Source organism: Dyella soli (assembly GCF_054482295.1).
The window spans coordinates 1,238,487-1,251,617 of sequence record NZ_JBTFFU010000001.1 but is presented as its reverse complement, the minus strand read 5'-3'; the positions used below and the strand labels follow the sequence as shown (position 1 = coordinate 1,251,617).

At 66.2% G+C, this 13,131-nt stretch carries 13 protein-coding genes; 5 read left to right on the top strand and 8 right to left on the bottom strand.

Annotated features, from left to right (window positions below; genetic code table 11):
* Window position 1 precedes the first annotated feature (1 nt).
* From cysT to ACXU4B_RS05745, 3 genes are read left to right on the top strand one after another with little or no spacing between them, the layout of a single operon-like run.
* Window positions 2-826: a sulfate ABC transporter permease subunit CysT gene (cysT, locus tag ACXU4B_RS05755; protein ID WP_131408575.1), complete on the top strand. Its 825-nt coding sequence runs from the start codon at window positions 2-4 to the stop codon at window positions 824-826.
* The gene (cysW, locus tag ACXU4B_RS05750) at window positions 823-1,686 is read left to right on the top strand and encodes a sulfate ABC transporter permease subunit CysW (RefSeq protein ID WP_131408573.1); all 864 of its coding nucleotides are present in this window, start codon (window positions 823-825) and stop codon (window positions 1,684-1,686) included. Before cysT ends, cysW begins: the two co-directional genes overlap by 4 nt.
* A 9-nt stretch (window positions 1,687-1,695) precedes the next feature.
* Entirely contained in the window at window positions 1,696-2,814 is a 1,119-nt protein-coding gene (locus tag ACXU4B_RS05745; protein ID WP_131408571.1) for a sulfate/molybdate ABC transporter ATP-binding protein, read from the top strand.
* Window positions 2,815-2,850: 36 nt separating this feature from the next.
* Here ACXU4B_RS05745 and ACXU4B_RS05740 read toward each other — a convergent pair whose 3' ends face one another.
* The 4 genes from ACXU4B_RS05740 to ACXU4B_RS05725 all read right to left on the bottom strand — a co-directional run bounded on the left by ACXU4B_RS05740 (window position 2,851) and on the right by ACXU4B_RS05725 (window position 5,963).
* The gene (locus tag ACXU4B_RS05740; RefSeq protein ID WP_131408569.1) at window positions 2,851-3,879 is read right to left on the bottom strand and encodes a C13 family peptidase; all 1,029 of its coding nucleotides are present in this window, start codon (window positions 3,877-3,879) and stop codon (window positions 2,851-2,853) included.
* Between the two features lie 19 nt (window positions 3,880-3,898).
* Window positions 3,899-4,585 (bottom strand): acireductone synthase, encoded by a 687-nt coding sequence (gene mtnC, locus ACXU4B_RS05735; RefSeq protein ID WP_131408567.1) that lies wholly within the window; start codon window positions 4,583-4,585, stop codon window positions 3,899-3,901.
* Between the two features lie 167 nt (window positions 4,586-4,752).
* Window positions 4,753-5,319 (bottom strand): 1,2-dihydroxy-3-keto-5-methylthiopentene dioxygenase, encoded by a 567-nt coding sequence (locus ACXU4B_RS05730; RefSeq protein WP_131408565.1) that lies wholly within the window; start codon window positions 5,317-5,319, stop codon window positions 4,753-4,755.
* Complete coding sequence (locus ACXU4B_RS05725; protein ID WP_131408563.1) at window positions 5,316-5,963, bottom strand: methylthioribulose 1-phosphate dehydratase; 648 nt, start codon at window positions 5,961-5,963, stop codon at window positions 5,316-5,318. Before ACXU4B_RS05725 ends, ACXU4B_RS05730 begins: the two co-directional genes overlap by 4 nt.
* Before the next feature lie 165 nt (window positions 5,964-6,128).
* On the opposite strand from ACXU4B_RS05725, the gene ACXU4B_RS05720 reads away from it, so the two are divergent.
* On the top strand, window positions 6,129-6,461 hold the full coding sequence (locus ACXU4B_RS05720; RefSeq protein WP_131408561.1) for a high-potential iron-sulfur protein: 333 nt from the start codon (window positions 6,129-6,131) through the stop codon (window positions 6,459-6,461).
* Window positions 6,462-6,929: 468 nt separating this feature from the next.
* Here the strand turns inward: ACXU4B_RS05720 and ACXU4B_RS05715 are convergent, their stop codons facing one another.
* Window positions 6,930-8,378 carry an amino acid permease gene (locus tag ACXU4B_RS05715; protein WP_131408559.1) on the bottom strand — a complete coding sequence of 483 codons (1,449 nt, stop codon included), beginning with the start codon at window positions 8,376-8,378 and terminating at the stop codon, window positions 6,930-6,932.
* An 84-nt stretch (window positions 8,379-8,462) separates the two neighbouring features.
* The gene (locus ACXU4B_RS05710) at window positions 8,463-10,013 is read right to left on the bottom strand and encodes an APC family permease (protein WP_131408557.1); all 1,551 of its coding nucleotides are present in this window, start codon (window positions 10,011-10,013) and stop codon (window positions 8,463-8,465) included.
* 236 nt (window positions 10,014-10,249) lie between these two features.
* On the opposite strand from ACXU4B_RS05710, the gene ACXU4B_RS05705 reads away from it, so the two are divergent.
* Window positions 10,250-10,783, top strand: a complete 534-nt coding sequence (locus ACXU4B_RS05705; RefSeq protein ID WP_131408555.1) for an NUDIX hydrolase — start codon at window positions 10,250-10,252, stop codon at window positions 10,781-10,783.
* A 55-nt stretch (window positions 10,784-10,838) separates the two neighbouring features.
* On the opposite strand, the gene ACXU4B_RS05700 is transcribed toward ACXU4B_RS05705, so the two are convergent.
* Together ACXU4B_RS05700 and ACXU4B_RS05695 are read right to left on the bottom strand one after the other, a co-directional pair.
* Window positions 10,839-11,363: a 3-hydroxyanthranilate 3,4-dioxygenase gene (locus tag ACXU4B_RS05700; RefSeq protein ID WP_131408553.1), complete on the bottom strand. Its 525-nt coding sequence runs from the start codon at window positions 11,361-11,363 to the stop codon at window positions 10,839-10,841.
* Window positions 11,364-11,426: 63 nt separating this feature from the next.
* Complete coding sequence (locus ACXU4B_RS05695; RefSeq protein WP_131408551.1) at window positions 11,427-12,497, bottom strand: PLP-dependent cysteine synthase family protein; 1,071 nt, start codon at window positions 12,495-12,497, stop codon at window positions 11,427-11,429.
* Window positions 12,498-13,131: the final 634 nt, after the last annotated feature.

The window sequence follows — 13,131 nt, the reverse complement described above, 5'->3', positions numbered from 1 at the left end:
CATGCGACGCCGGGTGCTTCCAGGTTTCGGCATCAGCCTGGGCTACGCGCTGGCCTACCTGGGACTGATCGTGCTGCTGCCGCTGGCGGCGCTGGCGTGGAAGGCTTCGGGCATCGGCATCGAAGGGCTGCTGCGCCTGTTGAGTGCGCCGCGCACGCTGGCGGCGCTGCGCCTGAGCCTGGGCGGCGCCTTGCTGGCCGCGCTGGTCAATGCCGTCATCGGACTGCTGGTGGGCTGGGTGCTGGTGCGCTATCGCTTTCCTGGCCGCCGCCTGTTCGATGCGCTGGTGGATCTCCCGTTCGCCCTGCCGACCGCGGTGGCGGGCATTGCGCTCACCACGCTGTATGCCCCCGGCGGATGGCTCGGCCGCTGGCTGGAGCCGCTCGGCCTCAAGGTCGCCTACACGCCGCTCGGCGTGTTCGTGGCGATGGTGTTCGTCGGCTTTCCGTTTGTCGTGCGAACCCTGCAGCCGGTGCTGGCCGCGCTCGAGCGCGATGTGGAAGAAGCGGCCGAGAGCCTGGGCGCGCGGCGCTGGCAAACCTTCGCTCGCGTGATCCTGCCGATGCTGGCGCCGACCCTGCTGACCGGCTTCGCGCTGGCCCTGGCACGCGCAGTGGGCGAATACGGCTCGGTGATCTTCATTGCCGGCAATATCCCGCTGCACTCGGAAATCGTGCCGCTGCTGATCGTGCAGAAGCTCGAACAGTTCGACTATGCCGGTGCCGCGGCCCTGGGTGCGGCCATGCTGCTGTTGTCCTTCGTGCTGCTGGTCGCGGTGGCCTTGCTGCAGCGCTGGAGTGGTCGCTGGGCGGAGCGGGCGCGATGAAGGCGCGCGTGCGCACCCGTTCGGCGGGCTGGCTGCGCCGGCTCATCCATGCCGCCCTGATCCTGGTCGCGGTGCTGTTTCTCACGCTGTTCCTGCTGTTGCCGCTGGCCACGGTTTTCGTGGAGGCGTTTCGCCAGGGCATCGCCGCCTACCTGGCCACCATCAGGCAGCCCGAAGCGCTCGCGGCGATCCGCCTCACCCTGGTCGTGGCCGCCATCGGCGTGCCGCTCAACCTGGTCTTCGGCATCGCCGCGGCATGGGCCATGACGCGCTTCGAGTTCCGTGGCAAGGCCTTGCTGGGCGCCTTCATCGACCTGCCGTTTTCGGTCTCGCCGGTGATCTCGGGCCTGGTCTACGTGTTGCTGTTCGGTGCCCAGGGCTGGTTCGGGCCGTGGCTGGACGCCCACGGCGTCAAGGTCATCTTTGCCGTGCCCGGCCTGGTGCTGGCGACCATCTTCATTACCTTGCCGTTTGTCGCCCGCGAACTGATTCCGCTGATGGAGGCGCAGGGCAGCGAAGAGGAGGAAGCCGCCCGCGTGCTCGGCGCCAGTGGCTGGCAGATGTTCTTTCGCGTCACCTTGCCCAATATCCGCTGGGCGCTGCTGTATGGCGTGCTGCTGTGCAATGCGCGCGCCATGGGCGAGTTCGGCGCCGTGTCGGTCGTCTCCGGCCATATCCGCGGCCTGACCACCACCATGCCGCTGGAAGTGGAGATGCGCTACAACGAATACGACTACGTCGGCGCCTTCGCCGTGGCCTCCCTGCTGGCGCTGCTGGCGCTGATCACGCTGGCGGCAAAAACGCTGCTGGAATGGCGCTATGGTGACGAAATCGCCGCGCACGCGCCTGGCGGTCACTGAGGACTGCCCATGACGCTGGAGTTGTCCCGACTGAACCGTCGTTTCGCCGAGTTTCGCGCCCTCGACGATGTCAGCCTGAGCATCGCGCCGGGGGAGTTCCTGGCCTTGCTGGGGCCGTCCGGCTCGGGCAAGACCACCTTGCTGCGCATCCTGGCGGGCCTGGACTATCCCGACAGCGGCAGCGTGACCAGGGGCGGCGAAGATTTCCTCGCCACGCCCGCGCGTGAGCGCCGCATTGGCATGGTGTTCCAGCACTACGCCTTGTTCCGGCACCTCACGGTGATCGAAAACATCGCGTTTGGCCTGCGGGTGCGCTCATGGCGTCTGCGGCCGTCGCGGGTCGAGATTCGCGCGCGCGTCGACCGCTTACTGCGGCGCGTGCAGCTGGAAGGCTTCGGCAGCCGCTATCCCTCGCAGTTGTCCGGCGGGCAGCGGCAACGCGTGGCGCTGGCACGCGCACTCGCGGTGGAGCCCGACTTGCTGTTGCTCGATGAACCCTTTGGCGCGCTGGACGCGCAAGTGCGCGTGACCCTGCGGCGCTGGCTGCGCGAGTTGCACGAAGAGCTGGAGCTCACCACCGTGTTTGTCACCCACGACCAGGAGGAAGCGCTCGAGCTGGCCGATCGCATCGCGGTGATGAACAACGGACGCGTCGAACAGGTCGGTACGCCCGAGGTGATCTACCAGCAGCCGGCCACGCCGTTCGTGTGCGAATTCATCGGCAAGGTCAACCGTTTCACGGCGCGGCGCGACGGCAACGCGTTTGCGGCTGGTGGCTGGTCGCCGCACGGCGACCCCTGGCAGGGACGCTTTGCCGAGGCCGTGGCGTATGTCCGGCCCGAGCAGCTCCAGCTCGTCGTGCCGCCGTCGCTGCCCGCGTGGGAGGCGCGCCTGCGCCATGTCTACCTGGCCGGAAGCGTGGCCCACCTGGACCTGCATGTGCCGTCGCTGGACCTGACGCTGGAAGCGGACGTGGCCAGCGAAGACCTGTCGCGGCTCGGCTTGCATGCCGGCATGGAACTGCGCGTCGCGCCCAGGGGCGCCGTGCTGTTTCCGTGTGACGGGCAGGGCGCAACGATCCATGCCGAGCGCTGGATCTGGCACGCCGCCAATCCGGTGCACGCGTGATCCGTGTCGGGGGCCGGACCGTGCCGGCCCGACGCCTCAGCGCGATGCCGCCGGCGTGGCGGGCACGACGCTGGGCGGCGCCGGTTTGAAGGCCACGGCGGGGCCGGGCGTGACATGCCGGCGCCACAGGGCGAGTTGATCGGCGATGCCGGCGCCCGCGTCCATCTGTGGCTCGGACGGCGTCAGCTTGTCCTTCTGCTCCCAGCGCGCGATTTCACCGGAGGCCTGCCGGAACGCTTCCATGAAGTCCGGGGTGCGGTTGAGTGCATCGACCAGCCACGCGCGGCCGAAATAGGTGATGTCCGAATCCGTGCCGCATCCGAACGAACTGCGGTCCGTGCGCGCCGCCGTCAGTACCAGCGTGCCGGCGCCGTGCAGCGCGGGCACGAAGCCGCCGGAATAACAGGCGTTCACCACCACGACCTTCCACTTGAACGGCCGCTTTTTCAGGATGTCGGCCAGGTCCGCCGCGCCGATCTGGTCCAGCGGCAGCGGGTCCATGTCCACCAGCAGGTTATGGTCCTCGTCGCCGTGCGTGGTCATGTAGACGAGCAGGATGTCTTCGTCCGGCTTCATCACGTCGGCCAGGCCGTCCAGCGCTTCCTCGAGATTGCTCCAGGTGGCCAGCGGCCGCTTGTCCAGCGTGCCCGGATTGTTTTCCAGCACCATGACATGCGTGCCCGCGCCAAAGCGCTGGGGAAACAGCCGGGCGGCGTACTCGGCTTCATTGCGGAACACGTCTTCGCCGCCATCGGCACCGAACGCCAGCACGTAGAGATTGGGGCGGCCAGCCACGCGCGGCCCCAGCGAGTTCAGGGCCTTGCGTATCATGGCGCGTTGCGCGTAGAGCACCTGTTCCGGCGACGGCGCGTTCTCGGGCCAGTTGTCACCCGCGTCGCTGGCGGCCGTGGCGACGCTTTCCGCCGGCGCGGGTGCCGTCGTCGAGGCATCCGCCCCGTCGGAAGTGGCCGTGGGTTCGTCGGCGGTCGGCGCCCGTTGCGAAAGGGTGAGCATCAGCAGCACGCCGGCTGCGAAGGCGAGCAGGGCGGTCAGTGCGGTGCGCATGGCTGGGCTCGCCGGCAAGTCAGAGAATGATGCCGTCGAAATCGCGATAGGCCGGATGCCGCGGCGCATCGGGCAACTCCAGCGGCGCACGCAACAGCCAGCCGGTGCGCAGGCCGGCAGCGCGCGCAGCATCCAGTTCTTCGACGATGTCGGAGAGGAACAGGATGTGTCCCGGCTGTTCGCCGATGGCAGCGGCGATCGCCTCGTACGAAGCAGCCTCGCGCTTGGGCCCGGTCTCGGTGTCGAAGTAACCGGAGAACATCGGCGTCAGGTCACCCGCCTCGCTGTAGCGGAAGAACAGCTTCTGCGCCGGCACCGAGCCGGAGGAATACACGTAGAGATGCAGGCCGTCGGCACGCCAGGCATGCAACCTGGCGGCCACTTCCGGGTAGACGTGCGCGCTGAAGTCGCCGCTCTCGTAGCCTTCCTTCCAGATCATGCCCTGCAGCGCCTTGAGCGCCGTGGACTTGCGGTCCTCGTCGATCCAGCGCAGCAACATCTCGATCACGTCCTGGCGACTCGCCTCGACGATCCCGGCTTCCCTGGCCGCCTCGTGCAGCCAGTGCTGCACCTCGGGCGTGTCGCCATGGGTTTCCACAAAGGCCGGCAGGCGCTCGTAGGCGTAGGGAAACAACACGTCCTTGACGAAGCTGATCGAGCTGGTGGTGCCCTCGATGTCGGTGACGATGGCGCGGATGACAGTCATGCGGAAAAGCCGGGGTGCGGGGACGACAAGCTTACCCGCCACGAGGGTTGGGGGGCGAGTGGCCGTGCGCAGTCCGGTCGTGGCCGGTCCGCGCCGGGCAGGCGAGGCACGCCGTCATTCCCGCGGAAGCCGGGACCGCGACGACAGGGCCGGCCTGGAAGCTGGCGTCAGGCCGCCGCGACCGACGAATGCGGCGCCATGCGGGGGAAGCGCTGCGCGATATCCTCGCCGGTGTACTGGGCCACCCAGCCTTCCTTGTTGGTGAACAGGCGGATCGCCACGAAATAGGGTGCTTCGCTCATGTCGAACCAGTGGCGGGTGCCGTCGGGCACGCCGATGAGGTCGCCCTGCTCGCACAGCACGTCGTAGACCTTGCCACCGATGTGCAGGGTGAACTGGCCGGCGCCGGCGACGAAGAAGCGGACTTCGTCCTCGCTGTGCGTGTGTTCGCTGAGGAATTTCTGGCGCAAGGCCGCCCGGTCCGGATGCTCCGGGGTGAGGCTGATCACGTCGACGGCACGGTAGCCTTCCTCGGTCATCAGGCGATCGATGTCCACGCGGTAGGCAGCAATGACTTTGTCCTGGCTGGCGCCCGGCGCGATCGGCTGGCTGGCCTCCCACTGCTCGAAACGCACGCCGACGTTCGCCAGCTCACGGGCGATCTCGGCAAAGGCGGTATGGACCGACACCGGTGCCTGCGGCCGGGTGTCGTCGAAGATGCGCAGGCGGCTCATGCGGAAAGTCTCCTCAGGTCCAGTTCGCAGCCGAGCAGGAATTCCAGCGCTTCCAGGTGGCGGCGCGTTTCTGCCATGTCGCGACCCCAGGTGTAAATGCCGTGGCCGTTGATGAGGTAGGCATGCAGCGGGCGACCGGCGTCGAGCCAGGCATCGACCTGCGCGACCAGCTCAGGCATGTGCTGCGTGTTGGGGAACACCGGGATGGCCAGCTCGCTGTCGTGCGTGGTCTGGCCGGCAATCGCCTTCTGCAGCTCCCAGCCTTCCAGCTTCACCACGCCGTCACGCGCGAACAGGCGCGACGCGACGCTCTGCGTGCGCGAATGCGTGTGCAGCACCACGTTCATCTCGGGGAAGCGGCGATAGATCTGCGTATGAAGGTCGGTTTCCGCGCTGGGACGTGCGGACGTGCCGACGGCCTCGCCCTGCATGTTGATCACCATGATGTCGTCGCGGCCAAGCCGGCCCTTGTCGCGGCCGGAGATGGTGATCGCGGCGTGGTCACCGTCCAGGCGCATCGAGAAGTTGCTGCTGGTCGCCGGCGTCCAGCCGGCCGCGGCCAGTTCGCGCGCGGCATCAGCGACGGCGTCGGCGCGCTCGGCGAACAGCTCGGGTGGAATCGTGGCGGGGAGAACCTGGCTCATGATGAATGGACGTCCAAATGAAAGCACACTATATCACGCCCGTTTCCGGCGGTTCGGCGAAAATGCGATCCATTCTCACGACCTGCCCGGGAGGCGAGTAGCATGGCCAGATGCTTCGCCACGGGCGTGGTGGGCACGGATTTTGGTCAGAAGGAGGTTGAATCCATGTCGCACGAGAAAGATATCGAATCGCGTCGTCGTTTTCTCAAGGCTGCGGCCGGAACGGCAGCCGTCGCCGTCGTCGCCGGGACCCTGCCACGCTTCGCCCGCGCCGCCGATCTTCCGCACGTCGCCGAATCCGATCCGACCGCGAAGGCACTCGGCTACGTCGAGGATGCCAGCAAGTCGAGCGATGCCAAGCGCAAGCCTGGCGACACCTGCACCAACTGCCAGTTCTATAGCGGTGGCGCGACGGGTTACGGCCCGTGCCAGCTGTTCCCGGGCAAGTCGGTCAATGCGAAGGGCTGGTGCGTATCGCACGCGGTGAAGAAGGCCTGAGCCTTCGCCATTGCGTTGCATGTGTTCAAAGGCCGGCCTTGTGCCGGCCTTTTTTTGCATCAGTGCATGCATGACGCGCGCGCATTTCCCCGATCCGAGGATTTTTTTCGCGCACTGAGTGAGAACTCGAAACCGAAAGCATCGGTGAGTAGAAGATGCTGCCCAGACGCGTCAGGCCGAGGAGCTGACCCGCCTGACGCGCCGGGCGGCAATCCGGGGCCCACTGCCAAGTGATCAACCCACGGAGCACAGATGATACTCCGGGCAGGGTGTTTTGGGGCCGGCCAGCCCAAAAATTTTATCGAAAAAGTCTCGTTAAATCATTCAAAAACAATGACTTGAAAAGACATTCGAGACTGACCCTCATGAATTCAGGTCGGGAGCCGACCATTCGGGAGTCCGGGGCCGGGCTGCCCATTTTGTGAAGTTCGCAGGAGTTGCCTGCCATTGGCAGGCAATCCACGAGGGTTAGCGGCTGCCCTGGACCCGCAGGCGGCTGTGGCGGATGCCGTAGCCGAAGTAGATGCCCAGCCCGATGACCGTCCAGATGATCATCAGCAGCCAGTTGAACCAGGCCATGGCGCCCAGCAGGGCGAGGCAGCTGAGCACGCCGGCAGGGCAGATCAGCCACGCCCACGGCACCCGGAAGCCACGATGCAGTTCGGGGGCCGTATAGCGCAGGATCAGCACGCCGGCGCACACCGCCACGAACGCGATCAACGTGCCCATCGAGGTGAGATCGGCCAGCAGATCCAGCGGAAAGATCGCCGCCAGCACGGCGATGCCGGCGCCGGTGATCAGCGTGTTGATGTGCGGCGTGCGGTGACGCGGATGGATGCGATTGAAAACCGGGGGCAGCAAGCCGTCGCGCGACATGATCATGAAGATGCGCGGCTGCGCGATGATCATCACCAGGATCACCGATGACAGGCCGATCATGGCGCCGATCTCCACCACCCAGCGCAACCAGACCAGCTGCGGGTGGTTCTTGATTGCCGTGACCACCGGTTCGGCGGTGCCCAGCTCCGTGTACGAGACCAGGCCGGTCAGCACCGCGGCCATGGCCAGGTACAGGACCGTGCAGATCACCAGCGACACCAGCGTGCCGAACGGCAGGTCGCGTTGAGGGTTCTTGCATTCCTGCGCCGCGGTGGAAGTCGCCTCGAAGCCGATATAGGCGAAGAACACCATCGCCGCACCGCGCATGATGCCGGACCAGCCGTACTTGCCCGGACCCTCGCTGGCAGGGATGAACGGATGCCAGTTGGCCGGATCGATGTAGCGGTAACCGGCGACCACCACCACGATGATCAGGCCCACCTTGAGCGCGACCATCAACACATTGAGGCCGGCCGATTCGCGGATGCCGACGTAGCACAGCCAGGTCAGCGCCAGCACGATCGCCACGGCAGGCAGGTTCATCAGGTGTCCGGTCGTGACCAGATGCCCATCGGTGAAGGCCAGCGGCGCCTCGGTCAGTGACCGGGGCAGGTGGATGCCCACTTGGTCGAGCATGCTGGTGAAGTAGCCGGTCCAGCTGGCCGCCACGGCGGAGGCGGAGATGCCGTATTCCAGCACCATGTTCCAGCCGATGAACCAGGCCACCAGCTCGCCGAGCGTGGCATAGGCATACGAATAGGAGCTGCCCGAGACGGGAATCAGCGTGGCGAACTCGGCGTAGCACAGCGCCGTGAAGCCGCTGCAGATCGCCGCGAGCATGAACGAGATCAGCACCGCCGGGCCGGCGTGTTCGGCCGCTGCCTGGCCGGTGACCACGAAGATGCCCGTGCCGATCACGGCGCCGATACCCAGTGCGGTGATACCCCACTTGCCCAGGGTGCGCCGAAGCGCGGGGCCGCCGTGGGTGTCGTCGGCATTGGAGAAATCTGTCTTGCGCGCGAGTAGCTGCTTGAGCATGCGTCAACCTGGTGAAGCTGAAGGCGGAACGTGGCCGCAGGTCAAAACGAGAGGGCCGGCGCTTGGCCGGCCCTTCGCGTCGGATCAGGAGTTTTGCTTGCGGAGCCTGCTGTGGGAATAGCCGTAGATGGCATAAATCGCCATGCCGATGGTGGTCCAGCCCAGCATCAGCGGCCAGTTGGCGCGGAACGACTGCCAGAACAGGTACAGGCAGATCACGGAACCCAGGACGCTCACCACCCAGATGCCAGGCACGCGGAAGGTGCGCGGCAGTTCCGGGCGGGTGTAGCGCAGGATCAGCACGCCGATGCACACCGTGGTGAAGGCCAGCAGGGTGCCCATCGACACCAGCTCGCCCAGGATGCTCACCGGGAACAGGCCGGCGAGCACGGCGGCGGCGACGCCGGCGATGATGGTGGCCACGTGCGGCGTGCGGTGCTTGGCATGCACGCGCGAAATGCTCGGCGGCAGCAGGCCGTCCTTCGCCATGCTGAAGAAGATGCGCGAAGTGCCCAGCAGCATCACCAGGATCACCGAGCTCAGGCCGGCCAGCGCGCCGAACGAGACGATCGCCTTCAGCCAGTTGAGCTCCGGGTGGATGCTCAGCGCCGTGGCCACCGGTTCGGGCGTGCCCAGCATGCGGTAGGGCGCAATGCCGGTGAGGGTCAGCGCCATGGCGATGTACAGCAGGGTGCAGATGAACAGCGAGCCCAGGATGCCGATCGGCATGTCGCGCTGCGGGTTCTTGGCTTCGCCGGCTGCGGTCGACACGGCGTCGAAGCCCACGTAGGAGAAGAACACCAGCACGGCGGCACGGAAAATGCCGCTGGTGCCGAAGCGGCCCGGGCCTTCCTCCGGCGGAATGAACGGATGCCAGTTGGCCGGATTGATGAAACGGAACGCGAACACCAGGAACAGCAGGATCACGGTGACCTTGATCGCCACGATGATCGAGTTGACGAAGGTCGATTGCGTGATGCCGCGATAGCACAGCATGGTCAGCGCGGTCACGATCAGGATGGCCGGCAGGTTGATGATGGTATTGGTGGTGACCAGGAAGAAGTGTTCGGAGAACCTGGCGAGCACGTGCTGGCCAGCCTTCAGGTGTTCGACCTGGCTGCCGTCCATGAACGCCAGCGGCGCGGAAGCCAGGTTGTCGGGCAGCGACAAGGGCAGGCCGGTCCAGTGGCTGAGAATGGACAGGCACTCGTTGAAATAGCCCGACCAGCCGGCCGCCACCGTGGCCACCGCGAACAGGTATTCGAGGACCAGGTTCCAGCCGATGAACCAGGCGACGATCTCGCCGAGGGTGGCGTAGGAGTAGGCGTAGGCGCTGCCGGAAACCGGAATCATCGCCGCGAATTCGGCGTAGCAAAGGCCGGCGAAAGCGCAGGCGATGCCGGCGACGATGAAGCTGATGACCAGGGCGGGACCGGCATGCTCGGCGGCGGCCTGTCCGGTGATCACGAAGATGCCGGCGCCGATGACCGCGCCAATGCCCAGCATGATCAGGTGGCGCGCCGTCAGCACGCGCTTGAGGCTGTCTTCGCCTTGCAGCGTGTCGTGCGGCAACTCGCCCGCATCGACGTGCGGCGACGCCTGAATCGGATGCGTCGCGAACAGGTTTTTCAGCATGTCTCTCCCCCTACAGCCTTGTTTTCATTCTTTACCGCATATAACCGTGCCAAATGTCACGGTTGGCTCATCGCTACCCTGGCAACGACACGGAACCATATCCCAGCGGAGTGCGGGCGTACAAGTTGCACTGCGGGCAGCAAACGGGGGCGCCGGAACCGGCCCGTGCCGCGGTCCGCTGCGGGGTGCCGGGCCGGTCTGGAATAATGGTCTTTTGCCGAACTTCCGGACCACTGATGAACGTCTTGTTTGAGCAATTCCAGCAATACAGCCGGCAATGGCCGGGCGAGGAAGGGATCGAGCATTTTGTCGCCCTGCTCGCCGGTGGCGAGCACTCTTTCCTGCGCCAGGCGTGCGACGCCCATTTCACGGGGTCGGCATGGCTGGTCAGTGCCGATGGGGCGCGCGTGCTGCTCACGCACCACCGCAAGCTCGATCGCTGGCTGCAGTTGGGCGGGCACGCCGATGGAGACACGGACCTGGCCCGCGTGGCGTTGCGGGAGGCGGAGGAAGAATCGGGCCTCGACGGCCTGAGCGTACGACCCGAGCCGTTCGACCTGGACCGCCACCGCATTCCTGCGCGCGGCGACGAGCCGGAACACTGGCACTACGATGTCCGCTACGTCGTGCACGCCGGGGCGAACGAGCAGTTCGCGGTCAGCGAGGAATCGCATGCGCTGGCGTGGCGTCCGATCCGCGAGATCGCGGATGATCCGGCCAGCGATGCCTCGTTGCGGCGGATGGCGCGCAAGTGGCTGCTGCTTCGCTAGGCTTCGTCGCGGGTCGTGGCTGGAAATCCGCGGCCGGACGACGGCGGTCGTCGCGCTACGCGGTGTACTTCGGCGGCGCCGGGTTCAGGTGCCCGCACTTCTCGCAGGTGCGCGCATCGATCGAGCGATAGAAGCGCTCGAATACCGGCGGGAAGTCGTGCTCGATGCTGTCGAGGGTGAAGTACTCCTCGTACAGCTTGTGGTTGCAGCGTTCGCAAAACCACATCAGGCCATCTTTTTCGCCCGCCAGGCGGCGGCGCTCGATCACCAGGCCGATCGAGTCGGGTGCGCGCTGGGGCGAATGCGGTACGCAGGGGGGCAGGTAGAACATTTCGCCGGCCCGGATCGGGATGTCGCGCGCCACGCCATCGTCCTGGACCTTCAGCACCATCTCACCCTCGAGCTGGTGGAAAAATTCGGGACCCTCGTCGTAGTGGTAGTCGGTGCGGGAATTGGGCCCGCCCACGATCATCACGATGAAGTCGCCGTCCACGATGCACTTGTTGCCCACCGGCGGCTTGAGCAGGTGACGGTGCTCGTCGATCCAGCGCTTCAGGTCGATGGGCGGGAGCAGGGACATGGGGCGTTCCGGCAAGAGTGGGACATCAAGATAGCTGTGTCGGCATCGGCTTGGAATGGCTGCTCAGTCGATCCAGCGGCCGTCCCGCACGATGGCCTCCAGGCGCGCCTGCTGGGAGGTCACGTCGAGGCCCTCGGCGGCGATCCAGTGCTCGTCATAGCATGAGCCACGATAGCGCTCGCCGCCGTCGCAGATGAGGGTCACTACCGGGCCGTGCCCGCCGCCGGCACGGAGTTCGGCCATGAGCTGTAGCGCACCCACCAGGTTGGTGCCGGTGGAACCGCCGCAACGCCGGCCGAGCAGCTGCTCCAGCACCCGGAGCGCGGCGATGGAGGCCGCGTCCGGTACGCGCAGCATGCGGTCGATCACGCCGGGGACAAAGGACGGCTCCACGCGGGGGCGGCCGATGCCTTCGATGCGGCTGCCCCGCGCGAGCTGCAGGCTGGCATCGCCGCGGGTGTAGTAGTCGTAGAACACCGAGTACTCGGGATCGACCACTGCAAGCCGGGCCAGGGCGTGCTGGCTGGAGCGATAGCGGATGTAGCGGCCGATGGTCGCCGCGGTTCCGCCCGTGCCCGCCGACACCACGATCCAGCGCGGCTCCGGGTCGGCTTCGCGTTGCATCTGCCGGAAGATCGATTCGGCGATGTTGTTGTTGCCGCGCCAGTCGGTAGCGCGCTCGGCGTAGGTGAACTGGTCCATGTAGTGGCCATCCAGTTCAGTGGCGAGCCGTTGGGCCGCGCCGTAAACATCGGTGTCGTCGATGAAGTGGCAGTGGCCGCCGAAGAATTCGATCTGCGTGACCTTGTCGCGCGAGGTGCTGCGCGGCATGACGGCAAAAAACGGCAGCCCGAGCAGGCGGGCGAAATAAGCCTCGGAAATCGCCGTGCTTCCGCTGGAGGCTTCCACCACCGGACGGCCTTCATCGAGCCAGCCGTTGCAGATGGCATACAGGAACAGCGAGCGCGCCAGGCGGTGCTTGAGGCTGCCGGTGGGATGGACCGATTCGTCCTTGAGATAGAGCGGGATGCCGGGAAAGGCGGGCAGATCCAGCCGGATCAGGTGGGTATCGGCGGAACGGTGCGCCTCGGCTTCGAGGGTTTCGACGGCGCGGCGGGTCCAGGCGGAGTGCATCTCGGCAGTCTAGCGCCCCGATGTGAGCGGGGCGTTGATGTGGGTCAGCGCGCGCTTTTTTGCTTCCGCTCCCTTCCGGGGCGAGGGTTGGGGTGAGGGGTGGGGGCTTGCGGGGGCGTGGATCGGGCGCGATCTTGTGGCCCTTTTTTTCGCTTCGCTCCCATGCGCTTTCGCCAGCTTGCCGCTTACGCAGCGGGCGTTTCGACCTCCTGCCGGAGGCCGAGTCACTTTTCTCTTGCTGGCCCAAGAGAAAAGTAACCCAAAGAGAATGGCCTTGAAGGCTCATAGCATTGCGTGGGATAGAAGCCAGGGGAGGTTCCGGAGCCCGGATTGCGACCGTCTCCGCCGCCACATGGCCGCTTCACTGCAACGCGCCAAGGCGTTGAGGACTTAAAGCCGGGCGCCGCGCGCTTTGGCTCCCTCTCCCCTCCGGGGAGAGGAGAAGTGTGGTGCCTGGCAGAAACCCAAGGCTTCCAGCGAAGGAGGTGTAGCGACATTTCGCTTTAAGCCCTCTTCGCGTCGGCGCGTTGCGCAACGCTACGGCGTACCCGCTCTGTAGCGGCGAAGGTTGCCAAGCAACAACCGACCTCAGGCGTTCGGGCTTATCCCATCAGAACGCTGCCAGCCTTTAAGG

What these genes read in the sequence shown, in the direction of transcription:
- cysT (WP_131408575.1), top strand. Translation starts at nt 2, where the DNA reads ATGCGACGCCGGGTGCTTCCAGGTTTCGGCATCAGCCTGGGCTACGCG.
- cysW (WP_131408573.1), top strand. Translation starts at nt 823, where the DNA reads ATGAAGGCGCGCGTGCGCACCCGTTCGGCGGGCTGGCTGCGCCGGCTC.
- ACXU4B_RS05745 (WP_131408571.1), top strand. Translation starts at nt 1,696, where the DNA reads ATGACGCTGGAGTTGTCCCGACTGAACCGTCGTTTCGCCGAGTTTCGC.
- ACXU4B_RS05740 (WP_131408569.1), bottom strand. Translation starts at nt 3,879, where the DNA reads ATGCGCACCGCACTGACCGCCCTGCTCGCCTTCGCAGCCGGCGTGCTG.
- mtnC (WP_131408567.1), bottom strand. Translation starts at nt 4,585, where the DNA reads ATGACTGTCATCCGCGCCATCGTCACCGACATCGAGGGCACCACCAGC.
- ACXU4B_RS05730 (WP_131408565.1), bottom strand. Translation starts at nt 5,319, where the DNA reads ATGAGCCGCCTGCGCATCTTCGACGACACCCGGCCGCAGGCACCGGTG.
- ACXU4B_RS05725 (WP_131408563.1), bottom strand. Translation starts at nt 5,963, where the DNA reads ATGAGCCAGGTTCTCCCCGCCACGATTCCACCCGAGCTGTTCGCCGAG.
- ACXU4B_RS05720 (WP_131408561.1), top strand. Translation starts at nt 6,129, where the DNA reads ATGTCGCACGAGAAAGATATCGAATCGCGTCGTCGTTTTCTCAAGGCT.
- ACXU4B_RS05715 (WP_131408559.1), bottom strand. Translation starts at nt 8,378, where the DNA reads ATGCTCAAGCAGCTACTCGCGCGCAAGACAGATTTCTCCAATGCCGAC.
- ACXU4B_RS05710 (WP_131408557.1), bottom strand. Translation starts at nt 10,013, where the DNA reads ATGCTGAAAAACCTGTTCGCGACGCATCCGATTCAGGCGTCGCCGCAC.
- ACXU4B_RS05705 (WP_131408555.1), top strand. Translation starts at nt 10,250, where the DNA reads ATGAACGTCTTGTTTGAGCAATTCCAGCAATACAGCCGGCAATGGCCG.
- ACXU4B_RS05700 (WP_131408553.1), bottom strand. Translation starts at nt 11,363, where the DNA reads ATGTCCCTGCTCCCGCCCATCGACCTGAAGCGCTGGATCGACGAGCAC.
- ACXU4B_RS05695 (WP_131408551.1), bottom strand. Translation starts at nt 12,497, where the DNA reads ATGCACTCCGCCTGGACCCGCCGCGCCGTCGAAACCCTCGAAGCCGAG.